This is a genomic window from Microvirga sp. M2 (genome assembly GCF_047497095.1).
Classification (GTDB): Bacteria; Pseudomonadota; Alphaproteobacteria; order Rhizobiales; family Beijerinckiaceae; genus Microvirga.
The window spans coordinates 1744088-1764737 of the sequence record NZ_CP134063.1; the positions used below are offsets into that span (position 1 = coordinate 1744088).

The 20650-nt window shown below is 65.6% G+C and carries 22 protein-coding genes and 1 pseudogene; 9 read left to right on the plus strand and 14 right to left on the minus strand.

What is annotated here, in order from left to right; translation table 11 throughout:
* Window positions 1-31: 31 nt before the first annotated feature.
* The 3 genes from RE429_RS08185 to rpe form a co-directional block, all read right to left on the minus strand.
* Complete coding sequence (locus RE429_RS08185; protein WP_414473818.1) at window positions 32-1282, minus strand: class I SAM-dependent methyltransferase; 1251 nt, start codon at window positions 1280-1282, stop codon at window positions 32-34.
* A 74-nt stretch (window positions 1283-1356) separates the two neighbouring features.
* Window positions 1357-2670: an adenylosuccinate lyase gene (gene purB / locus RE429_RS08190; RefSeq protein WP_414473819.1), complete on the minus strand. Its 1314-nt coding sequence runs from the start codon at window positions 2668-2670 to the stop codon at window positions 1357-1359.
* 59 nt (window positions 2671-2729) lie between these two features.
* A complete protein-coding gene (gene rpe / locus RE429_RS08195) occupies window positions 2730-3401 on the minus strand; it encodes a ribulose-phosphate 3-epimerase (RefSeq protein WP_414473820.1) in 672 nt (223 codons plus the stop codon).
* Between the two features lie 206 nt (window positions 3402-3607).
* Between rpe and RE429_RS08200 the strand changes: the two genes are divergently transcribed.
* The gene (locus RE429_RS08200) at window positions 3608-4849 is read left to right on the plus strand and encodes an NAD(P)/FAD-dependent oxidoreductase (RefSeq protein ID WP_414473821.1); all 1242 of its coding nucleotides are present in this window, start codon (window positions 3608-3610) and stop codon (window positions 4847-4849) included.
* 138 nt (window positions 4850-4987) lie between these two features.
* Here RE429_RS08200 and RE429_RS08205 read toward each other — a convergent pair whose 3' ends face one another.
* Complete coding sequence (locus RE429_RS08205) at window positions 4988-6004, minus strand: P1 family peptidase (protein ID WP_414474151.1); 1017 nt, start codon at window positions 6002-6004, stop codon at window positions 4988-4990.
* Between the two features lie 103 nt (window positions 6005-6107).
* Here RE429_RS08205 and RE429_RS08210 point away from each other — a divergent pair, with 103 nt between their 5' ends.
* Window positions 6108-6836: a cytochrome c biogenesis CcdA family protein gene (locus RE429_RS08210; protein ID WP_414473822.1), complete on the plus strand. Its 729-nt coding sequence runs from the start codon at window positions 6108-6110 to the stop codon at window positions 6834-6836.
* 120 nt (window positions 6837-6956) lie between these two features.
* The gene (locus RE429_RS08215; protein WP_414473823.1) at window positions 6957-7424 is read left to right on the plus strand and encodes a DUF1203 domain-containing protein; all 468 of its coding nucleotides are present in this window, start codon (window positions 6957-6959) and stop codon (window positions 7422-7424) included.
* Window positions 7425-7594: 170 nt separating this feature from the next.
* Here the strand turns inward: RE429_RS08215 and RE429_RS08220 are convergent, their stop codons facing one another.
* From RE429_RS08220 to RE429_RS08245, 6 genes and pseudogenes are all read right to left on the minus strand, one after another.
* Complete coding sequence (locus RE429_RS08220; protein WP_414473824.1) at window positions 7595-8722, minus strand: ABC transporter substrate-binding protein; 1128 nt, start codon at window positions 8720-8722, stop codon at window positions 7595-7597.
* A gap of 127 nt (window positions 8723-8849) precedes the next feature.
* A complete protein-coding gene (locus RE429_RS08225) occupies window positions 8850-9212 on the minus strand; it encodes a DUF6867 family protein (RefSeq protein WP_414473825.1) in 363 nt (120 codons plus the stop codon).
* A complete protein-coding gene (locus tag RE429_RS08230) occupies window positions 9212-9979 on the minus strand; it encodes an ABC transporter ATP-binding protein (protein WP_414473826.1) in 768 nt (255 codons plus the stop codon). The genes RE429_RS08225 and RE429_RS08230 overlap by 1 nt, the downstream gene beginning before the upstream one ends.
* A gap of 32 nt (window positions 9980-10011) precedes the next feature.
* Window positions 10012-10821: pseudogene (locus tag RE429_RS08235) on the minus strand (ABC transporter ATP-binding protein); the annotation flags it as partial.
* Entirely contained in the window at window positions 10821-12233 is a 1413-nt protein-coding gene (livM, locus tag RE429_RS08240) for a high-affinity branched-chain amino acid ABC transporter permease LivM (RefSeq protein ID WP_414473827.1), read from the minus strand. The pseudogene RE429_RS08235 and the gene livM, both read right to left, overlap by 1 nt.
* A 12-nt stretch (window positions 12234-12245) precedes the next feature.
* Window positions 12246-13166 carry a branched-chain amino acid ABC transporter permease gene (locus RE429_RS08245; RefSeq protein WP_414473828.1) on the minus strand — a complete coding sequence of 307 codons (921 nt, stop codon included), beginning with the start codon at window positions 13164-13166 and terminating at the stop codon, window positions 12246-12248.
* A gap of 299 nt (window positions 13167-13465) precedes the next feature.
* Here RE429_RS08245 and RE429_RS08250 point away from each other — a divergent pair, with 299 nt between their 5' ends.
* Entirely contained in the window at window positions 13466-13990 is a 525-nt protein-coding gene (locus RE429_RS08250; protein WP_414473829.1) for a flavin reductase family protein, read from the plus strand.
* 9 nt (window positions 13991-13999) lie between these two features.
* Here RE429_RS08250 and RE429_RS08255 read toward each other — a convergent pair whose 3' ends face one another.
* The gene (locus RE429_RS08255; protein ID WP_414473830.1) at window positions 14000-14848 is read right to left on the minus strand and encodes a methionyl-tRNA formyltransferase; all 849 of its coding nucleotides are present in this window, start codon (window positions 14846-14848) and stop codon (window positions 14000-14002) included.
* Window positions 14849-14961: 113 nt separating this feature from the next.
* On the opposite strand from RE429_RS08255, the gene RE429_RS08260 reads away from it, so the two are divergent.
* The 4 genes from RE429_RS08260 (at window position 14962) to RE429_RS08275 (ending at window position 17208) form a co-directional block, all read left to right on the plus strand.
* On the plus strand, window positions 14962-15567 hold the full coding sequence (locus tag RE429_RS08260; RefSeq protein WP_414473831.1) for a helix-turn-helix domain-containing protein: 606 nt from the start codon (window positions 14962-14964) through the stop codon (window positions 15565-15567).
* 10 nt (window positions 15568-15577) lie between these two features.
* Entirely contained in the window at window positions 15578-16111 is a 534-nt protein-coding gene (locus tag RE429_RS08265; RefSeq protein WP_414473832.1) for an N-acetyltransferase family protein, read from the plus strand.
* A gap of 131 nt (window positions 16112-16242) precedes the next feature.
* Complete coding sequence (locus RE429_RS08270; protein WP_414473833.1) at window positions 16243-16512, plus strand: usg protein; 270 nt, start codon at window positions 16243-16245, stop codon at window positions 16510-16512.
* A gap of 180 nt (window positions 16513-16692) precedes the next feature.
* Window positions 16693-17208 carry an exopolysaccharide biosynthesis protein gene (locus RE429_RS08275; RefSeq protein WP_414473834.1) on the plus strand — a complete coding sequence of 172 codons (516 nt, stop codon included), beginning with the start codon at window positions 16693-16695 and terminating at the stop codon, window positions 17206-17208.
* 25 nt (window positions 17209-17233) lie between these two features.
* Here the strand turns inward: RE429_RS08275 and radC are convergent, their stop codons facing one another.
* Both radC and map read right to left on the minus strand, forming a co-directional pair.
* Window positions 17234-17920, minus strand: coding sequence for a RadC family protein (radC, locus tag RE429_RS08280; protein ID WP_414473835.1), 687 nt, complete (start codon window positions 17918-17920; stop codon window positions 17234-17236).
* A gap of 91 nt (window positions 17921-18011) precedes the next feature.
* A complete protein-coding gene (gene map, locus RE429_RS08285) occupies window positions 18012-18833 on the minus strand; it encodes a type I methionyl aminopeptidase (RefSeq protein ID WP_414473836.1) in 822 nt (273 codons plus the stop codon).
* A gap of 143 nt (window positions 18834-18976) precedes the next feature.
* Here map and RE429_RS08290 point away from each other — a divergent pair, with 143 nt between their 5' ends.
* On the plus strand, window positions 18977-19801 hold the full coding sequence (locus RE429_RS08290) for an FkbM family methyltransferase (protein ID WP_414473837.1): 825 nt from the start codon (window positions 18977-18979) through the stop codon (window positions 19799-19801).
* An 87-nt stretch (window positions 19802-19888) separates the two neighbouring features.
* Here the strand turns inward: RE429_RS08290 and sfsA are convergent, their stop codons facing one another.
* Window positions 19889-20608: a DNA/RNA nuclease SfsA gene (sfsA, locus tag RE429_RS08295; protein ID WP_414474152.1), complete on the minus strand. Its 720-nt coding sequence runs from the start codon at window positions 20606-20608 to the stop codon at window positions 19889-19891.
* Window positions 20609-20650 lie beyond the last annotated feature (42 nt).

The window sequence follows — 20650 nt, forward strand, 5'->3', positions numbered from 1 at the left end:
GAGGGCCTTCGAGCGGCCCGCCCGCGCTCGTTCAGGCGCTGCGCTTCAGCTCCATCCTCTCGGCCTCCTTCAGCGCGGTTTCCCGTTCCGCGATGTAGTCGCGGGTCAGGGGCACCACGTCGTTGCGCTTGGCCAGCTGGACCTGGAACACGACCGCGTCCTGCCAGCGGAACGCCGATTCCGACATGGCGAGGTAGCATTCCCACATCCGGCAGAAGCGCTCGTCGTAGAGCTTCAGGACCTCGTCCCGATGGGCCATGAAGCGCTCGCGCCAGGCCTGGAGCGTATAGGCGTAGTGCAGGCGCAGGATCTCGACATCCGTGACCACCAGCCCGGCGCGCTCGACGGCGGGCATCATCTCCGACAGGGTCGGCAGGTGGCCGCCCGGGAAGATGTAGCGGGCGATCCAGGGATTGGTCGGATAGGGCTTTCCGGTCCGGCCGATGGTGTGCAGCAGCATCACGCCGTCGTCCTTGAGGAGCTTGCGGCAGGTCTGGAAATAATCGTCGTAGGACGCGAGGCCCACATGCTCGAACATGCCGACCGAGACGATGCGGTCGAATTGCCCGGCCGTGGCGCGATAATCCTCGAGCTCGAACTTCACCCGCTCCCCGATGCCTGCGGCGGCCGCGCGCTTGCGCGAGACGTCGAGCTGCTCCTCCGACAGGGTCACGCCCTTCACCGGGCCCGCACCCGCCACCTGCGCAAGGTAGAGCGCCATGCCGCCCCAGCCGGAGCCGATATCGAGCACGCTGTGGCCTCGCTCCACCAGGAGCTTCGCGGCGATGTGCCGTTTCTTGGCGGCCTGGGCCTCCTCGAGGCTCGCGTCGGGATGGTCGAAATAGGCGCAGGAATATTGCTTGTCGCTATCGAGGAAGAGGGAATAGAGCCGCCCGTCGAGGTCGTAATGGTGGGCGACGTTCCGTTTGGACCGGGTGGCGTCGTTCTCGCCGCGCCGGGTCAGCCATTGCCGGATCTTGCGCAGGCGGTGGAGGGGAAGATCGTCGAGTTCGCCATGCGTATCCTGAAGCAGGAGCTGGAGAAGGCCCAGAATATCGCCCTTCTCGATGACGAGCCTGCCCTCCATGAACAGTTCGCCGAGCTTCAGTTCCGGGTGGAGACAAAGGGCCGTTTCGGCCGCGCTGTCCGTGAACCGGATCGCGACTTCCGGGAGCCCGCCATCGCCGAAGGTGAAAACCTGGCCCTTGGCGGTGGTCATTCTGAGGTTGCCCCGCTTCACGGCTTGCGCGAAGGCGGCGGCGAGGATCTTCTCTGACAGCATGGATACAATCCCCCTGCCGTTGATCGTTCGACGGGGGATTGTTGCGCGCTAGGCAAAAATGTCCAGAGGGCGAGCTATGCCTTCGCGGAACCGAAGACCCGCGTGAAAATCGTGTCCACATGCTTGAAGTGGTAACCCAGATCGAAGCAGGCCTCGATTTCCTCGGGCTTCAAGTACCGGGTCACGTCGGCATCGTTCTTGAGGAGGGTCAGGAAGTCGCCTTCGCCGCGCCAGACCGGCATGGCGTTGCGCTGGACCAGGCGATAGGCGTCCTCGCGGGAGGCGCCCTTCTGGGTGAGCGCCAGCAGGACGCGCTGCGAATGCACGAGGCCACCGAGGCGGTCCAGGTTCTTCTGCATGTTCTCAGGGTAGACCACGAGCTTGTCGATGACGCCCGTGAGCCGCGCCAGGGCGAAGTCGAGGGTGACGGTCGCATCGGGGCCGATCATGCGCTCGACGGACGAATGCGAGATGTCCCGCTCGTGCCAGAGCGCCACGTTCTCCATGGCCGGGATCGCATAGGCGCGCACCATCCGGGCGAGGCCGGTGAGGTTCTCCGTCAGCACCGGGTTGCGCTTGTGCGGCATGGCCGAGGAGCCTTTCTGGCCCGCCGAGAAATACTCCTCCGCTTCGAGGACCTCGCTGCGCTGCAGGTGGCGGACTTCCGTCGCCAGCCGCTCGATGGAGGAGGCGATCACGCCCAGCGTCGCGAAATACATGGCGTGACGGTCGCGGGGAATGACCTGGGTCGAGACCGGCTCGACCTGCAGGCCCATCCGCTCGGCCACGTATTCCTCCACGGTCGGGTCGATATTGGCGAAGGTGCCGACAGCCCCCGAGATGGCGCAGGTGGAAATCTCCCGCTGGGCCTCGATCAGGCGCAGCTTGCAGCGCTCGAACTCCGCATAGGCCTGGGCGAGCTTGAGGCCGAAGGTGGTGGGCTCCGCATGGATGCCGTGCGAGCGGCCGATGGTCGGCGTCATCTTGTGCTCGAAGGCGCGGCGCCTGATGGCGGCGAGCAGCTCGTCCATGTCGCGCAGCAGGATGTCGGTGGCCCGGGCGAGCTGCACGTTGAAGGTGGTGTCGAGCACGTCCGAGGACGTCATGCCCTGGTGGACGAAGCGGGCCTCGGGGCCGACGATCTCGGCCAGATGCGTCAGGAAGGCGATGACGTCGTGCTTCACCTCGCGCTCGATGGCGTCGATGCGCTCCACGTCGAACGTGGCCTTGGAGCCCAGCTCCCAGACCTTCTCGGCCGCTTCCTTGGGCACCACGCCGAGATTGGCGAGCGCCGTGGTGGCGTGGGCCTCGATCTCGAACCAGATGCGGAACTTCGTTTCGGGCGACCAGATGGCCACCATCTCGGGACGGCTGTAACGGGGGATCATGGCTCTTCAACTTCCACGCGGGTGATGTGCCCGCGCGGTAGCACGATCGCCTGTCGATCTCAACGTGCCTTCGCGGCGGCCTCGCGAATGGCGGCAATGTTCGGGGCGTAGGCGTCGGGGCCGCCCTTGAAGACGGCGGAGCCGGCCACCAGGACGTTGGCTCCCGCTTCCGCGACCAGAGGGGCCGTCTCGGGCGTGACGCCGCCATCGATCTCGATGTCGATGTCCCGGTCGCCGACCATGGCCTTGATCCGCCGGAGCTTCGGGCAGACGGAGGGGATGAAGGCCTGACCGCCGAAGCCGGGATTGACCGTCATGAGGAGGATCAGGTCCACCTCGTCGAGCACCGGCTCGATCATGGCCTCATGGGTGCCCGGGTTGAGGACGATGCCGGCCTTCTTGCCGAGCTTGCGGATGGTCTGGAGGGACCTGTGCAGGTGCGGCCCGGCCTCCGCATGGATGCTGATGATGTCCGCGCCGGCCTTGGCGAAGGCCTCGAGATAGGGATCGACCGGGGCGATCATCAGATGAACGTCGAACGCCTTCGAGGTGTGGGGGCGCAGGGCCTTCACCACGTCGGGGCCGATGGTGATGTTGGGCACGAAATGGCCGTCCATCACGTCGACGTGGATCCAGTCGGCGCCGGCGGCGTCGATGGCGCGGATTTCCTCGCCGAGCTTCGAGAAGTCGGAGGCGAGAATGGAGGGGGCGATGAGAAGCGGGCGTGTCATGGCAGGCGCGGTAGCACGCGCCTTCATCGGCGGCAACGGGCTTTCACGAATGTCATGATCCAATTGAATACCACTTGCCTGGGGAGAGGCGGTTTTGCCGCACGAATTGCGTGGACGGTCTCGATGGAACGGGGGTAGAACTCCGTCTGCAACGGAGCGAAAAGCTCCGCTCTCCCCGCGAGAGGAAACACGACAGGCAGGGCTTCATGCGTAAGGATGTGGTTGTTCTTGGCGCCGGCATCGTCGGCGTGTCGATTGCCGTGCATTTGCAGAAACGCGGCCGCTCGGTTCTCCTCGTCGACAGGCGCAAGCCCGGTGAGGAAACCTCCTTCGGCAATGCCGGCCTCATCCAGCGCGAGGGCGTGTATCCTTACGGTTTCCCGCACGATTTCGGCGCGCTGCTGCGCTACGCCCTGAACAACACCATCGACGCCCATTATCACTGGAGCGCGCTTCCGAAGATCGCGCCCTTCCTGCTCCAGTACTGGATGCATTCCCGTCCCGCCCAGCACAAGGCGATCGCGCGCATGTACGCGCCTCTCATCGAGCACAGCGTCACCGAGCATATGGCGCTGGCCGAGGAATCGGGCTCGACCCATCTGATCCGCCCGACCGGCTGGATGAAAGTCTTCCGTAACGAGGAGACCCGGGACAGGCAGTTCCGCGACGCCGAGGCCGTGAAGCGCGATTTCGGCGTGAATTTCGATGCTCTCGACACCAGGGGCGTGGCGGAGCGCGAGCCGCACATCAAGGTCTCGACCAAGGGCGGCATCCACTGGACGGATCCGGCTTCGGTCAGCGATCCCCATCTGCTCACCATGGGCTATGTGGGCCTGTTCGAGCGCCTCGGCGGCGAGCTGGCGGCGGGCGACGCCAAGACCCTGGAGGAAACCCCGACCGGATGGCGCGTCCAGACCGAGAACGGTCCGGTGGAGGCGGACGCGGTGGTCATCGCCCTCGGCGCCTGGGCGGACGTGGTGACGAAGCGCCTAGGCTACGACCTGCCGCTCGCGGTCAAGCGCGGCTATCACATGCATTATCAGCCGGAAGGCAACGCGGTGCTGAACCGGCCGACCCTGGATTTCGACCGCGGCTACTTTCTGGCGCCGATGCTCAAGGGCATCCGCCTCACCACGGGCGCCGAATTCGCGGTGCGCGATGCGCCCAAGACCCCGGTGCAGCTTGCCCGCGCCGAGCCGATCGCCCGCGAGTTCTTCCCGCTCGGCGGGCGGGTCGATCCGGAGCCGTGGATGGGCATGCGCCCCTGCACGCCCGACATGATGCCGATCATCGGCAAGGCTCCCCGCCACAAGAACCTGTGGTTCGGCTTCGGCCACGCCCATCACGGCCTGACCCTCGGCCCGGTCACGGGCCGCCTGCTCGCCGAGATGATCACGGGCGAGACTCCGGTGGTGGATCCGAAGCCCTACCGCGTCGAGCGGTTCTAAAGGGTTCCAGCGGTATCCCGCACGTCATGGCCGTCCCCGGACTTGATCCGGGGATCAGTCCCGGCCATCCACGTTTTCGGGGCGCAACGTCAGTAACGTGGATCCCCGGGTCAAGCCCGGGGATGACGTGCTGCAATCCTAATCCCCCACCAGCCCGCCGAACCTGTCCTTCCAGGCGGGCAGCGCGCCGGCAAAGGGCAGGGCGGTGGCCTCGTAGATGCCGCGCGCGATGGCGCGGGCGAGGCAGTCGCTCGCCAGAGCGCCGATCTCGATGAAATCCGCGGCCTCGTCCTTCAGGGGCCTGCGTCCGGTCGCGGCCGAGAAGACGGTGTCGCCGTCGAAGAGCGCATGGGCGAAGCGCAGGCCCTTGGCGAGGCCGTCATGGGAGACGACCGCGAGGCGCTTGGCCTGCGCCTTGGTGAGAACCGCATCCGTGGCCACGAGCGCGATGGTCGTCGAGAGGGGCGGGGGCGCCTGCCGGGCGCGGCCTTTCCAGTCGAGCCTTCGCATGGCGGGCGTGATCCTGGCGGGAAAGCCCAGGCCGCCGAATTCCCGGCCCTCCTCGTAGGCCCCGGCCCAGAAATGCGGCCCGTTGCCGATCACGGTCGAGGCCAGGGCATTGACGATGACGAGCGCGCCGACCGTATGGCCCGCCTCCGTCACGGCGCTGGCCGAGCCGAGGCCTCCCTTCAGGTCGACCGTCGTGGCGCCGTATCCGCCACCGGCCGTGCCCAGGGAGAAGTCGATGCCGGCGGCCTGGGCAGCCTCGTAGCCGAGTTCGCGATAGGGCGCGAAACGGCCCCAATCCTTGTTGCCGCCGTTGAGCAGGTCGAAGGTGATCGCCTGCGGGACGAGCGGCACGAGCGCGGAGCCGACCGCGAACCCGATCCCCTTCTCCCGCAGAAAGGCCTGCACGCCGCCGGCCGCGTCGAGGCCGAAGGCGGAGCCCCCCGACAGGACGATGGCGTTGACCCCGGCCACCGCCTTGTCGGGTTCGAGCAGATCCGTCTCCCGGGTTCCCGGAGCGCCGCCATTGACGGCGTAGGACGCCACGGCGGCCTCGTCGAACAGCACGGCCGTCACGCCCGAGGCGAGGGCCGCGTCATGGGCGTTGCCGACCCGAAGGCCCGCGACATCGGTGATGAGATTGCGCAAATCCGTCATCCCCCAAGGCAACTCCAAAACGGCCGGCTTCACAAGCAGGCGAGCCCTGCATCCACCGGCTTTCTCCTCCGTCCGGAAAGGGCTAGAAGGCGACATGCTCAGCGTTTCCCTCCCTGCCGCGGCCCTCGGCGGCCTCATCAGCTTCCTCAGCCCGTGCGTTCTGCCGCTGGTGCCGCCCTATCTGTCGTTTCTCGCAGGCACCACCTTCGACCAGCTCCACGCGGGCGACGACCGGGCGGTCCGCCGCCGCGCGATCCTGGCCGCTCTGCTGTTCGTCGCGGGGTTTGCGACCGTGTTCGTGCTCCTGGGCGCGACCGCATCCGCGCTGGGGCAGGTGATCCGGCAATATCTCGATGTCCTGAGCACCGTCGCGGGCATCGCCATCATCGTGATGGGCCTGCACTTCCTCGGGGTGTTCAGGATCGGCCTGTTCTACCGGGAGGCCCGGTTCTCGGTCGAGAAGCCGGTGGGCCTCTGGGGCGCCTATGTGATGGGCCTCGCCTTCGCGTTCGGCTGGACGCCCTGCATCGGGCCGGTTCTGGCCGCGATCCTGGCGGTGGCCGGGTCGGAGAACAGCGTCGCCTACGGGGCCATGCTGCTCGCCGCCTATTCGGCCGGCCTCGGCATTCCCTTCCTTCTCGCGGCCTTCGCCATGAAGCCCTTCGTGGCCCTTCTCAAGCGCATGCGCTCCCGGTTCGGGCTCGTGGAGAAGGTCATGGGCGTCCTGATGATCCTCACGGGGATCGCCTTCCTGACCGGCTGGATCACGAACATGTCGTTCTGGCTCCTCGAGACGTTCCCGGTGCTCGGAACGCTGGGTTAGCGCTTCGGACGGGAACGGCCGGGACCGATCCCCGGACAGCGAGAGGCCGTCACAGGAAACGGGTCGCGCTCCTTGCGATGAAGAGCGCACATGGAATGATCCAGACCAAGGAGATCATCCATGACCTTCCAGATGCGCGGCCTCGAGGCCGCGACCTTCGCGCCGCTCTTCCGGCTCGGCGACGATGAGCTTCAGGCCATGGGCGCGCAGCGCGTCCATGCGGACGAGGCCGACGCCTATCCGTGCCGCATCTCATTGACCCGGGCCGCCGTGGGGGAGGAACTCCTCCTCGTCAACCATGTCCACCAGCCCGATCCGTCGTCGCCCTACCGGGCCAGCGGGCCGATCTTCGTCAGTCGCTCGCCCGCGACCGGGCATTACCGGGGTGAGCTGGCCCCGATCCTGAAGGACAGGCTCCTGTCCCTTCGCGCCTACGACGGGGCGGCCCTGATCGTCGATGCGGAGGTGGCGGAGGGCGATGCGGTCGTCGGAGTGATCGAGCGGTTTCTGGCCGATCCGCAGGTGGCCCATGTGGATGCCCATTTCGCCCGGCGCGGCTGCTTCGCGGCCCGGATCGAGCGCGCCTGAATTCAGGCGTGAGCACGGCCCGGTGAGGGCCTCGACGAGATCGCCGACACCATCCGATGTGGGTTCGACTTCACGTCCGATGCTGGAGTGATCGCCAGAAAAAACCCGCCCTGTCGCCAGGGCGGGCCCGTTCGGTCGGCTTCGCGCCGGTCGATTGATTGATCGATTGATTACATGCCGACTTCGTTGCCGGTGTAGTCGATCTTGCCGTCGGCGCCCTTCTTCCAGACGTACATGACGTAGTCCGGACGGGTGATGTCGCCCTTCTTGTCGAAGGTGAGATCGCCGATCACGGTCTTGAAGGGCTTGCCGGCCTTGAGGGCGTCGGCGACCTTCTTGCCGTCGATGCTGCCGGCCTGCTTGGCGGCCTCGGCCAGAACCTGGGCCGCAGCGTAGGAGTACAGGGTGTAGGCCTCGGGCTCGTAGTTCTTGGCGCGGAACTTCGCGACCACGTCCTTGGCGTTCGGGTTCTTGCGCGGATCGGGAGCGAAGGTCATCAGGGTGCCTTCGGCGCCCGGACCGGCGATCGAGGTGAACTCCGCCGACACGATGCCGTCACCCGACATGAGCGGGGCGTTCAGGCCCTGATCGCGCATCTGGCGGATGATGAGGCCGGCTTCCGTATGGAGGCCGCCGTAATAGACGACGTCGACGCCGGCCTGCTTCAGCTTCGAGACGAGAGCCGAGTAGTCCTTCTCGCCCGGGTTGATGCCTTCATAGACGACTTCCTTCAGGCCCTTGGCGTTCATGGCCTTCATCGTCTCGTCGGCGAGGCCCTTGCCGTAGGGGGTCTTGTCGTGGATGACCGCGACCTTCTTGCCCTTGAAGTGGTCGGCGAGGTAGGCGCCGGCGACGCCGCCCTGCTGGTCGTCGCGTCCGCAGGTGCGGAAGGTGTTCCACAGGCCGCGTTCGGTATAGGTCGGGTTGGTCGAAGCGGGCGAAACCTGGACGATGCCGGCTTCCTCATAGACCGAGGAGGCGGGGATCGAGACGCCGGAGTTGAAGTGGCCGACGACGAACTTCACGCCTTCGGCCGCGAACTTGTTCGCCACCGACACGCCCTGCTTCGGATCGGACACGTCGTCGCCGACGACGAGTTCCAGCTTCTGGCCATTGATGCCGCCGGCGGCGTTGATGTCCGCCACCGCCTGCTCGACGCCGTTCTTCAGCTGGGCGCCGAAAGTCGCATTCGGACCGGTGATGGGGCCTGCGACGCCGATCTTGATCTGCGCGCTGGCCGCGCTGGAGAAGGCGAGGCCAAGACCAAGCGCCACGCCGGTCAACAGCAGTTTTTTCATGAGGTCACTCCTCTGGGTGGTTTTATTAGGCCCCTCTTCCTCGTGGGGCCGGTTTGACGGGAAACCCGTCATCCAAGGTAACATCATGCCGTTTTTCGCACCGTTGTCACCTGGGAATCTTTTGCGCTTAGCTCTTTGTCGCAGAAGCCTTTTCCCGCCAGGAAAAGGGGCCGGTCCGCTCGTAGAGCCAGCGGTATTGGGTGCTCATCATGCGGGCGCGGCGGTACTGGAAACCGAGCGCGCCGATGATCAGCATCACGATCGTGTCCACCGCGTAATAGTGGATCGACAGCAGCGTCCCGCCGAACAGGGCGAAGTGGATGAAGCGCACCGCCGCCCCGAGGATGAACAGGTACAGGATCAGGTTCCAGAACGGGCGCCAGGTGACGGCGATGGCCCGCCCGGTCATCCAGGCCGCCCAGCCGCCCATGAGCACGGTGATGAGGAGAAAGAGCCAGATCGACGGCTCTTCGTAGAGAATGCCCTGCATCAGTGATGCCCTCCTTCGAGATAGGCCGCCCGGACCTGCGGATCCTCCAAAAGCTCCTTGCCGGTGCCGCTCATGGTGATGTTGCCCGTCACCATCACGTAGCCGCGGTGGGCGAGCCTGAGGGCGTGGTAGGCGTTCTGCTCCACGAGGAAGACGGTCATCCCGTCCTTCTCGTTGAGTTCCTTGATGATCGAGAAGATCTGCTTCACGATCAGGGGGGCGAGGCCCAGGGACGGCTCGTCCAGCAGAAGCAGCTTGGGACGGCTCATGAGCGCGCGGGCGATGGCCAGCATCTGCTGCTCGCCGCCGGACAGCGTGCCGCCGCGCTGCTGCAGGCGCTCCTTCAGGCGCGGGAACAGGGTGCAGACCCGCTCCAGGTCCTGATCGAAATGGGCGAAGCCGTTGATCGAGGCCCCCATCTGCAGGTTCTCGAACACCGTCATGCGCGGGAAGATGCGCCGCCCTTCCGGGGATTGGGCGATGGAGAGCTGGGCGATCTCGTGGGTCGGCATCCGGGTGATGTCGCGGCCCGCATAGGTGATCGTGCCTTCCCGCGCCCGCGGGTTGCCGAAAATCGTCATCATCAGGGTCGACTTGCCGGCCCCGTTGGCGCCGATCAGCGTGACGATCTCGCCTTCATGGACGTCCATGTCGACGCCCTTGAGGGCGATGATGTTGCCGTAATAGGTCTTGATGCCGCGCACGCTCAGGAGCGGCTGACGGCCCGCGGCGAGCGCGGTCTGTTGAATGCTGGCTCCAGCGGTCATGCGCCGATCTCCGCTACGACTTGCTGCACCTCTTCCTCGTCGGCCACGCCCAGATAGGCGGCGATGACCTTGGGATCGCTGCGCACCTCGGCCGGCAGGCCGTCCGAGATCTTGGTGCCGTAATCGAGCACCACCACGTGATCCGAGATCTCCATGACGACGGACATGTCGTGCTCGATCAGGAGGATCGAGGTGCCGTGATCCTTCCGGATCGAGAGCAGGAGCTCGTTCAGTTCCAGCGACTCGCGCGGGTTGAGGCCCGCCGCCGGCTCGTCGAGGCAGAGCAGGAGCGGGTCCGTGCACATGGCGCGGGCGATCTCCAGGCGGCGCTGGTCGCCGTAGGGCAGGTCGCCGGCCGGATCGTCGGCCCGGTGCATGAGCCGGGTCTTCTCCAGCCAGAACTTCGCCTTCTCGATCGCCTCCCGTTCGGCCTTGCGGTAGCCGCCGATCCCGAGAACGCCCAGGAAGGTGAAGCCCGAGGCGATCATCAGGGGGTTGTGCTGCGCCACCAGCAGGTTCTCGAGCACGGTCATGCCGGAGAACAGGCGGATGTTCTGGAAGGTGCGGGCCACCTTGGCCTTCCAGTTGATGTCGAAGCCGGGAAGCCTCTCCAGCAGCAGGTGGGAGCCGTCGGGCTTGCGCAGCGCGAGCATGCCTTCGGTCGGCTTGTAGAAGCCGGTGATGCAGTTGAAGACGGTCGTCTTGCCGGCGCCGTTGGGGCCGATGAGCGCGGTGATGTCGCCGCGCCCGGCCTGGAACGAAAGGTCGTTGATGGCGACGAGGCCGCCGAAGCGCATCGTGAGATGCTGCACGTCGAGGATGGGATCCTGGAGCCAGCGCATTAGCCGTGTCCTTCCTTCACGAGCGAGCCGGAAATGGCCTTGCGCTCTTTCAAGATCACCGAGGGTTCACGTTCCGAAATCAGTCCGCGCGGACGCCAGACCATCATGGCCACCATGCCGGCGCCGAAGATCAGCAGGCGGTACTCGTTCGGATCGAAGCCCTCGCCGAACACGGCCTTCAGGAAGGTCAGGTTGCGCAGGACCTCGGGCCCGCCGACGAGCACGATGGCCGCGATGGCGACGCCGATCTGGGAGCCCATGCCGCCCATGACCACGATGGCCAGAATGATCGCCGATTCCAGGAAGTTGAAGCTTTCCGGCGAGACGAAGCCCTGACGGACCGCGAAGAACGATCCCGCGAAGCCGCCGAACATGGCCCCGATGGCGAACGCCGTCAGCTTGGTGTTGGTGGTGTTGATGCCGAGCGAGCGGCAGGCGATCTCGTCTTCGCGCAAGGCTTCCCAGGCGCGTCCCACGGGCAGCTTGCGCAGGCGCATGGTGACGAAGTTGGTCAAAAGCGCGAGCGCCAGGATCAGGTAATAGGAGAAAATGATCCTGTGCATGCCGTTGAATTCGAGCCCGAAGGTCGCCGCGAAGCCGCCTTCGCCCGCGGTGAAAGGGATGCCGAAGAAGCTCGCGCGCGGGATCGAGGAAATGCCCGCGGCGCCGTTGGTGAGATCGACCCAGTTGATGAGAATCATGCGGATGATCTCACCGAAGGCGAGCGTCACGATGGCGAGATAGTCGCCGCGCAGGCGCAGAACGGGAAAGCCCAGGATCATGCCCCAGAAGGCGGCCAGGATGCCGGCGAGCGGCAGGCAGATCCAGAACGACAGCCCGAAGGTCGTCGACAGGAGGGCGTAGGAATAGGCGCCGACCGCGTAGAAGGCGACATAGCCTAGGTCGAGCAGGCCCGCGAGGCCGACCACGATGTTGAGGCCCCAGCCGAGCATCACATAGGTGAGGATCAGGATGCCGAGGTCGATCCAGTAGCGGGATTCGTTCAGCCCGCCCTGAATGAGATAGATCAGGACCGGGAAGGCGATCGCCACGCCGAGGAAGAACGGAATGGCGAATCTCGAGACGTGCTGGAACGCGCTCGGCTCCGCATGGACCGGTTCCGTCGCCTGATGGGCGCTGGGCGTGGCCTGCCGGTAGGCCCGCGTCGCCGTGAAGGCGTGGACCAGAAGGCGCATGCCGAACACGATGGCGCAGATGATCGCGACAAGTCCCCAGCGGGAGACCAGGAACAGGTCGGCACCGCTCTGCTCCGTCTTGAAGGACAGGATCGGAATGGACAGGCCGAGGGTGATCAGGGCCGTCTTGAAGGCGTCCTTGAGGGCCGCCTTCAGGTCGAAGGTTCTCGTGACGGCCTGCGTCTGGGACGAGGTGGTGATGGAAGGAGCGTTCATGCTCGCGGCTCCTTAAACCTTCTCGACCTCAGGCCGCCCGAGAATGCCGGAGGGCATGAAGATCAAGACGATGGCCAGGATCGAGAAGGCGGCCACATCCTTGTACTCGATCGAAAAGTAAGCCGACCAGAAGGTCTCGATGAGACCGATGATCAGCCCGCCGAGAACGGCGCCCGGCAGCGAGCCGATGCCGCCCAGAACGGCTGCGGTAAAGGCCTTGACGCCCGGCACGAAGCCGTCGGCGAAACTCACGACGCCATAATACAGAAGATACATGGTGCCAGCGACCGCCGCCAGCGACGCACCGATCACGAAGGTGAGCGAGATCGTCCGGTCGACGTTGATGCCGAGGAGGGCGGCCATCTTGCGGTCCTGCTCGCAGGCCCGCTGGGCGCGGCCCAGCGATGTCTTCTGGACCACGTACCAGAAGATCGAGAGCAGGACGGCGGTCGCCACCATGATGATGATCTGCTTGTAGGAGATGGCCACGTTGTATCCGCTCTCCCCCTGGAACAGGACGATCACGTCGCGGATCATGGGCGGGGTCGGCTTGTTGCGCGCGCCCTGGGCGACCTGAACGAAGTTGGACAGGAAGATCGAGACGCCGATGGCCGAGATCAGCGGCGCCAGGCGGAAGGAGCCGCGCAGGGGCCTATAGGCGACCCGCTCGATGGCCCAGCCCCAAAGGGAGGTGAGCACCATCGCGATGATGAGCACGAGAAAGAGCGCCAGCGCGATGGACGAGATCCCGAGCCATGTCGTCAGGATCAGGAAGAAGATGAGCGCGATGAATGCGGAGAGCATGAAGACGTCGCCGTGGGCGAAGTTCACCATGCCGATGATACCGAAGACCATCGTATAGCCGATGGCGATGAGGCCGTAGATCGACCCCAGCGTCAGCCCATTGATGAGCTGCTGCACAAAGATTTCCATGTCCTACCCTTAGCCCTCTGGAAGCGGGTCTTTGCTTGGGAACACGTCTCAGCAAAGCACGATGCGGGTGCGAGGCCAAGCCGGACGTTTGCTTAAGCCCGTCTCTAGCAAACGCTTTTTCGTTCGACAACGCGGAGTTATGGATCGGATCTACAACTTTGATGGAATATGCGGCAGCGGTTGACCTAACAGGAGGCAGGGCACAAAGGGTGGGTTTCAAAGCCTTTCCTTAAGCCCCATATGGTTCGGTACGGCCTTGTGCTCCGCTCGAAAGAGTGGGAGAGGCTTCCTGGAAGAAAATGTTGAAGACTCCTGCTCCCCCCCTCGCCGAAACCGGTGCACATGGCGTCGATCCCGTCCTCTTCCGCGAGGGCATGAGCCGCGTTGCCGCAGCCGTTCACGTGGTCACCACCGACGGGCCCTCGGGCCCGGCCGGGTTCACCGCGACCGCCGTCACGCCGGTCACCGACAGCCCCGCTTCGCTTCTGGTCTGCGTGAACACGGCGGCCCGCTCGGCGCAGGCGCTTCTGACCAACCGGGCCTTCTGCGTGAATGTCCTGTCCGCGTCGGATCGGGATCTGGCGGATGTCTTCGCCGGACGCACCGAGCTGCACGGCCCGGCCCGATTCTCGAAGGGCGAGTGGGGCAAGCTCGTCACCGGCGCGCCCGCCCTTGCCACCAGCCTCGTCGCCTTCGATTGCCGCCTGAGCGACGCCCGGGTGGTCGCCACGCATCACGTCATCATCGGCGAGATCGTGAGCATCCGGCTCGGCGAGACGAAGCCGGCGCTCGTGTATCAGGGGCGGCTCTATCACGGGCTGTGAGCCCGTTCCTCACGATCCGCGCGCCGGTCCCGGCGCAAAGGGGCTCCAGCCGGTGATCTGCACGAGGCCGTCGCTCGCCGCCACCACCATGTGCCTGCGGTGCCTGTGGACGAGGGTTCCCGGCCTGTAGGGGTGCTCCTCGCGCCAGCCCGAGGCTTCCCAGACATAGACGTAGCGGGAATCGACCTGCCCGAAGGCCTCGATGGACCCGAAGGCCCGGATGGTGCGCAGCACGTCCTCGACGCTCCCCGTCCAGTCGATCGTCCGTTCAGGTTGGGTGATCCTCGGCCAATAGGTCCCCGGGCCCTGGGGGCGCGCCTCCCGCCACAGCCCGGGGAGCTCCTCGGCCACCTGCGCGGCGATCTCCTTCGCGGCGATCTGGCATTTGGCCAGGAGCGTGTCGTGGGTCTCCCGCGGGCTCAGGGCAAAGCGCTTCTGAGTGAGGATGGGACCGGTGTCGAAGGCAGGCGCGAGGACATGGGCCGTGACGCCCCACTCGGGAAGCCCGTCGAGAATCGCCTTGAAGAGAGGGTAGGGACCCCGCCCCTCGGGAAGCGGCGAGGGATGGAAGTTGAGCCCATAGGGAACGTGCTGTTCCCAACCCTTCACGAGCCACGGATAGCCCGCCACGATCAGGGCATCGCAGCCCATCCCCTTCAGCCCCGAAAGATCAGAGGGAGCAATGCGCGACATCTGCACCGGGATGCGCAGGGCTCGGGCGCGGGAGACGGTGGTCTCGTTGAAATCGTAGATGCCGTCGCAGGGCCGGCTGAACAGTTTCAGGGGCTTCCAGCCCTTGCCGATCAGGGTTTCGAAAACGTCCCCGAGAAAATCGATTCCCGCAAAGGCGAAGCGCATTCCGGGTCATCTCCTCTCCGATTGGGCCTCGTGAAGGCAGGTTCGTGTGTTCATGCAAGTCGCGATCGTCAAGCGGGTTCCGGCCGGAAAGCGTTGACTCCAGGATAGTGGAAATGCATTCTACCTTCATGGAAGAAGCCCCCGGCATCAACGCGCATCTCGCCGAACGGCTCCGTGGACTGAGAACCGAGCAAGGCCTGACGCTCGATGCTCTGGCCGAGCGCACGGGCGTCAGCCGCTCCATGATCTCGCTCATCGAGCGCGAGGAAAGCAGCCCGACGGCGGCGGTTCTCGACAAGCTTGCCGCGGGCCTGGGCGTCACTCTCGCGTCCCTGTTCGCCGAGAAGGCGAGCGCCGCCGCCTCGCCGCTGGCGCGCCGGGCCGACCAGCGCGTCTGGCGCGATCCGGACAGCGGATATCTGCGGCGCAACCTGTCGCCTCCGGGCTTCCCGTCTCCCCTGGAACTCGCCGAGGTGATCCTTCCCGCCGGAGCGCGCGTGGCCTACGACACCGGCCGCCGCATGGTCGGCGTCAGCCAGCAGATCTGGATCGTCGAGGGCGAGATCGAGGTCGGGCTCGGCGGCGAAACCTATCGGCTTTTCGCCGGTGACTGCCTGTGCATGGACATCGAGCAGCCGACCATCTTCCGCAATCCGTCCGGGAAACCGTCCCGTTATCTTGTGGCATTGACCGCCGGGGCCAGGCCCCCGATCCGGTGAGGAAGTTCCCATGAACGAAACCGTCACGATCCGCACCCTGTCGCCGCGCGAGGCGGACCTGCAGCTCGGGGCGCTGTCCGATGTTCTGATCGATTGCGTGGAAGGAGGCGCGTCCGTCAGCTTCATGCTGCCGATGACGCGGGACAAGGCCGGGGCGTTCTGGAGCCGGGTGGCCGAAGGCGTCGCCGCGGGCGCGCGCATCCTGCTCGTGGCGGAGAACGGCGGAGACATCGTGGGAACCGTGCAGGTGATCCTCGATCAGCCGGAAAACCAGCCTCATCGGGCGGACATCGCCAAGATGCTGGTGCATCGCAGGGCCCGGAAGCGGGGCATCGGCGCGGCTCTCATGCGGGCCGCCGAGGACGCGGCCCGGAAGGCGGGCAAGTCGGTGCTCGTGCTGGATACCGTGACAGGAAGCGACGGAGAGCGCCTTTACACCCGTCTCGGCTGGCAGCGCGTCGGCGTCATCCCGAACTATGCCCTGTGGCCGCAGGGGGGCCTGTGCGACACGACCTATTTCCACAAGCAGATCACGCCCGCCTGACCTTCTCCGGGCGTGCTCCGTCGCCTTGCGGGAACCGGAGTTTGCGATCAAGATCGAGCCTTGAGCATAGGGCGGGACATGGCCCTCCGATCGGGCGGATGCCTGCCTCCTCAAGGAGAAAAGGAGTTCGCATGGCATCCAAGGACTTCATCCGACAAATGGAAGGCTACGGGCTGACGACGGCCCAGATCCTCTATCGGATTCCGGACCATCCCGCGCTGCTCCAGACCTATATCTGGCAGGACTACGATCTGGCTCCCGGCTTCCCGGTTCTCATCGACTTCCTGGATTTCTGGAAGCGGGAACTGGCCGGGCCCCTTCACTCGGTGACGATCACCCATGCGCGGCTGATCCGCCCGGCCGAGTTCAGGGCCGTCTCGGGGGAGATCAACATTCACTAGCTTCCTCGAGAACGCGCATAGGACGGTGCCCAAAAGTGCATTTCACTTTCGGGCCCGATGCGATAGAGAGGCTCGTCGCCTCGAACTGGCCAGGGCTCCTTGTTTTCCAACGCTCGAACATCGCAAATCCTGCTTGCCCTTGCATCCCAGCCGGGTGATCGCCTGACCGTACGGGACATCATGGCCGTCCTGCAGGACCGGGCGTTCGCCCTGCTCATCGTCCTGCTCGGCCTGCCGAACTGCCTGCCGATGCCGCCGCCGATCCCGCTGGTCTGCGGCTTGCTCCTGGCCCTGGTCGCCATCCAGATCGTGTTCGGCCGCGATGCTCCCTGGCTCCCGGGGACGCTGATGAACCGCTCCCTGGCCCGCGCGGACGTGGAGCGGGCCGTAGGCCGGGCCATGCCGGCCTTCCGAAGGCTGGAGCGCTTCTCGCGCCCGCGCATGACCTTCCTCGACACCCCGCTCGCCATGCGCGTCATGGGGGTGATCATCCTGGTGCTGGCCCTGGGGCTCCTGTTCGCTCCCCCCTTCGTGGGCCAGATCCCGCTGGGCCTCGCCGTCTGCCTCGTCGGCCTGGGCCTCGTGGAGCGGGACGGCCTGGTCATCATCGGCGGGCTGATCGTCGGCTCCGTCGGCATGGTGCTGAGCCTCGGCTTCGTCTACGCCATCTTCACGGGGCTCGACACGTTTCTCTGAAAACCGCCTTCCGGCATTCCGGGCCTCAGATCAGGCGCAGCCCCTTCAGGCTGGCGTGCCCTTCGCGGCTGACGATGATGTGATCGTGAACCGTGATGCCCAGAGGCCTCGCCACCTCGATGATCTCCCGGGTCATCTTGACGTCGGCGGCGGAGGGTGTGGGATCTCCCGAGGGGTGATTGTGCACCAGAATCAGGGCGGACGCGGAGAGTTCGAGGGCCCGTTTCACCACCTCGCGGGGGTATACGGGCGTATGATCCACGGTTCCGGATTGCTGCACCTCGTCGGCGATCAGCGCATTGCGCTTGTCGAGGAAGAGCAGGCGGAACTGCTCCTTGTCCATGAAGGCCATGGCGGTGCGGCAGTAATCGAGCACCGATGCCCAGGAGGACAGGACCGGCCGCTTCGCCACCTCGCCCCGGGCGAGGCGCCGGGCCGAGGCCTCGACGATCTTCAGGTCGGCGACGACCTTCTCGCTGATGCCCTCGACCTCCAGAAGCCGCGCAGGAGCGGCCGCCAGAACCTCGGCGAAGGTGCCGAAGCGCCGGATGAGGTCCTTCGCCAGCGGCTTCACGTCCCGGCGGGGAATGGAGCGGAAGAGCACGAGCTCCAGGAGCTCGTAATCCGGCAGGGAATCGCTGCCCATTTCCATGAAACGGGCGCGCAGGCGGTCGCGATGGCCGTGATAATGGGGAGTGTCGTCGCCGCTCATGCTGACATGAATCTTCGCTCTCGGACAAAGGAACGAAGAAGCTTTAGCTCAGCGGCGGAAAAGATACAAAGTAGCTTTTTCCGCCCCGCGCTCAGGCGAAATTGTACGGCGGCTTGTCCAGCCCCTTGGGCGAGTAGGTGAAGACCTCAACGCCGGTTTCCGTCACGCCGACCATGTGCTCGAACTGGGCCGAGAGGGAGCGGTCGCGGGTCACGGCGGTCCAGCCGTCGGAGAGCACCTTCACCTGCGGACGGCCCAGATTGATCATGGGCTCGATGGTGAAGAACATGCCAGGCTCCAGCACCACGTTGTAGGCCGGCTCCACATAATGAAGGATCGTCGGGGAGGCGTGGAAGGTCTTGCCGATTCCGTGGCCGCAGAAATCGCGCACCACGGAGCAGCGTTCGTCTTCCGCATAGGCCTGGATGGCGGCCCCGATGTCGTTGGTGGTGGCGCCGGGCTTCACGACCGCGATCCCGCGCAGCAGACACTCGTAGGTGATCTCGCAGAGGCGCTGCGCCCGGCGGGGCACCTCGCCCACGTAGTACATGCGGCTCGAATCGCCGTGCCACCCGTCCAGGATCAGGGTGACGTCGATATTCATGATGTCGCCATCCCGCAGCGGCTTGTCGTTGGGGATGCCGTGGCAGACCACGTGGTTGATCGAGGTGCAGATCGTCTTGGTATAGCCGCGATAGTGCAGGCAGGCCGGGTAGGCGCCGTTGTCGCGGATGAAGTCGAAGGCGAGCCGATCGAGATATTCGGTCGTCACGCCGGGCTGCACGTGCTCGCCGAGCATGTCCAGGCATTCGGCCACCATGCGTCCGGCGCGCCGCATTCCCTCGAAATCCTCGGGGCCATGGAGCGGAATATCGCCTGAGCGCCTGCGCTCGACAATCTCGGTCTCGGTCATTCTGGATCCTTGCTTTCAAGCCCGAATGTAAGGATCATCTCGCCCGGCGCAAGCAAGGATCCTGCTTCGATGGCTTGCGAATAAGCCTCAGGGGTGTCATGAGCAACCCTGTTCATCCGGTTTGGGCTTTGGATACTTCCGTAATGAATGACCCCCGTCCCTTCGGGACATTTGCGCCTTTAGGCCTCACTCGTTGGGTGATCGATCGCACGCGCGGTCTGCCGGGCGGCTGGGTGGGGCGGCGCATCGCCATGATGCTGCGCCGGGTGGTCATGCGGTCGCTCAAGGATCGGCCCCTCGATCTGGAGACCTTCGGGGTGCGCATGCGGCTCGTTCCCTACAAGAACGTCTGCGAGCGGCGAATCCTCTTCACCCCGCAGCTTTTCGACCTCGATGAAATCAAGCACATCGCCGCCCGCGACAGGCAGGGCTTCACCTTCGTGGATGTCGGCTCGAACGTAGGCTGGTATTCGCTCCTCGTGGCCCGGAAGGTGGACGCGTCGTCCCGGATCCTGGCCGTCGAGCCGCAGCCCGAGATCTTCGACCGGCTCATCCATAATATCCGCCTGAACCCCTTCGGAACGGTCAAGGCGGTCGCCTGCGCCATCGCCGACAAGACCGGCGAGCTGACGCTCTTCCTCGACCCCCTCAACAAGGGCGAGGCGAGCCTCAAGATCGTGAATTCGAGCCAGACGGACACGATTCGGGTCCCCGCCGTGACCCTGCTCGATCTCGTGAGGCAGGAGGGTTTCGCCCATCTCGACGCGGTCAAGCTCGACGTGGAGGGAGCCGAGGACCTGATCCTCGATCCGTTCTTCCGCGACGCTCCGGCCTCGCTCCATCCCGCGCTCCTCATCATTCCCGACGTTCCGGACCGCTGGCAGGTGGATGTGCCGCAGCTGCTGAAGGAGAAGGGCTATCGGAAGGTCCTTCAGACCCGCATGAACCTCGTTTTCGAGCGGGCGTAAGGTCTCCCCCTCTTCCTGGCGTCATCCGGGCCTCTTCGAGCATCGGACGCAGAAGCGGGAACCGGCTTCCCGGGATGAGCGCCGGCGCTACCGCGGCGTGACGATCTCCACCGGCCGGTCGATGACGACCTCCTCCGGCGTGATCCGGCAGACATAGGCGTAGGACTCGACACCCGCCGCGAGGGCGTGGCGAAAGGCCTTGTCGTAGGCCGGGTCGATGTCGCGGGCCACGTCGAAACGGGCGGCATCCATCTGGATCACGTAGACGAGGGCGGCCCGGGCTCCGGCGGCGACCATATCGGCCAGCTCATGGAGATGCTTGGCGCTGCGGGCCGCCACGCAATCCGGGAACTCGGCAAAGCCCGCCTCCCGCATCAGGTGGCAGTTCTTGACCTCGAGGTAGCAGGGGGGCAGCCCGTCCGCCTCCAGGAGAAAATCCACCCGGCTGTTGCGGCCGTATTTCACCTCCGGCCGGACCCGGTCGTAAGGGGCGAACGGGGCGAGACGACCCTCGCGCAGGGCCTCCGCCACGAGCAGGTTGGGGCGGGAGGTGTTGATGCCGATGAGCTGCCGGGGCCCGCCGCCCGCGGCGACCTCGACGAACTCCCAGTTGTACTTGAGCTTGCGGGCCGGGTTGGAGGCCCTGGAGAGGAGCACCCGGCTGCCGGGCTCCTTGAGACCCATCATCGCGCCCGGATTGGCGCAATGGGCCGTCACCACCTCACCGGTATCGAGTTCCACATCGGCCAGAAATCGCTTGTAGCGCTCGATGAGGCGGCCTTCGAGCAGGGTTTCCTGAAAACGCATTGACATCCATCGTTGCTGAAGAAGATCCCCGTAGCAGGGGAG

What these genes read in the sequence shown, in the direction of transcription:
- RE429_RS08185 (WP_414473818.1), bottom strand. Translation starts at nt 1,282, where the DNA reads ATGCTGTCAGAGAAGATCCTCGCCGCCGCCTTCGCGCAAGCCGTGAAG.
- purB (WP_414473819.1), bottom strand. Translation starts at nt 2,670, where the DNA reads ATGATCCCCCGTTACAGCCGTCCCGAGATGGTGGCCATCTGGTCGCCC.
- rpe (WP_414473820.1), bottom strand. Translation starts at nt 3,401, where the DNA reads ATGACACGCCCGCTTCTCATCGCCCCCTCCATTCTCGCCTCCGACTTC.
- RE429_RS08200 (WP_414473821.1), top strand. Translation starts at nt 3,608, where the DNA reads ATGCGTAAGGATGTGGTTGTTCTTGGCGCCGGCATCGTCGGCGTGTCG.
- RE429_RS08210 (WP_414473822.1), top strand. Translation starts at nt 6,108, where the DNA reads ATGCTCAGCGTTTCCCTCCCTGCCGCGGCCCTCGGCGGCCTCATCAGC.
- RE429_RS08215 (WP_414473823.1), top strand. Translation starts at nt 6,957, where the DNA reads ATGACCTTCCAGATGCGCGGCCTCGAGGCCGCGACCTTCGCGCCGCTC.
- RE429_RS08220 (WP_414473824.1), bottom strand. Translation starts at nt 8,722, where the DNA reads ATGAAAAAACTGCTGTTGACCGGCGTGGCGCTTGGTCTTGGCCTCGCC.
- RE429_RS08225 (WP_414473825.1), bottom strand. Translation starts at nt 9,212, where the DNA reads ATGCAGGGCATTCTCTACGAAGAGCCGTCGATCTGGCTCTTTCTCCTC.
- RE429_RS08230 (WP_414473826.1), bottom strand. Translation starts at nt 9,979, where the DNA reads ATGACCGCTGGAGCCAGCATTCAACAGACCGCGCTCGCCGCGGGCCGT.
- livM (WP_414473827.1), bottom strand. Translation starts at nt 12,233, where the DNA reads ATGAACGCTCCTTCCATCACCACCTCGTCCCAGACGCAGGCCGTCACG.
- RE429_RS08245 (WP_414473828.1), bottom strand. Translation starts at nt 13,166, where the DNA reads ATGGAAATCTTTGTGCAGCAGCTCATCAATGGGCTGACGCTGGGGTCG.
- RE429_RS08250 (WP_414473829.1), top strand. Translation starts at nt 13,466, where the DNA reads ATGTTGAAGACTCCTGCTCCCCCCCTCGCCGAAACCGGTGCACATGGC.
- RE429_RS08255 (WP_414473830.1), bottom strand. Translation starts at nt 14,848, where the DNA reads ATGCGCTTCGCCTTTGCGGGAATCGATTTTCTCGGGGACGTTTTCGAA.
- RE429_RS08260 (WP_414473831.1), top strand. Translation starts at nt 14,962, where the DNA reads ATGCATTCTACCTTCATGGAAGAAGCCCCCGGCATCAACGCGCATCTC.
- RE429_RS08265 (WP_414473832.1), top strand. Translation starts at nt 15,578, where the DNA reads ATGAACGAAACCGTCACGATCCGCACCCTGTCGCCGCGCGAGGCGGAC.
- RE429_RS08270 (WP_414473833.1), top strand. Translation starts at nt 16,243, where the DNA reads ATGGCATCCAAGGACTTCATCCGACAAATGGAAGGCTACGGGCTGACG.
- RE429_RS08275 (WP_414473834.1), top strand. Translation starts at nt 16,693, where the DNA reads ATGGCCGTCCTGCAGGACCGGGCGTTCGCCCTGCTCATCGTCCTGCTC.
- radC (WP_414473835.1), bottom strand. Translation starts at nt 17,920, where the DNA reads ATGAGCGGCGACGACACTCCCCATTATCACGGCCATCGCGACCGCCTG.
- map (WP_414473836.1), bottom strand. Translation starts at nt 18,833, where the DNA reads ATGACCGAGACCGAGATTGTCGAGCGCAGGCGCTCAGGCGATATTCCG.
- RE429_RS08290 (WP_414473837.1), top strand. Translation starts at nt 18,977, where the DNA reads ATGAATGACCCCCGTCCCTTCGGGACATTTGCGCCTTTAGGCCTCACT.
- sfsA (WP_414474152.1), bottom strand. Translation starts at nt 20,608, where the DNA reads ATGCGTTTTCAGGAAACCCTGCTCGAAGGCCGCCTCATCGAGCGCTAC.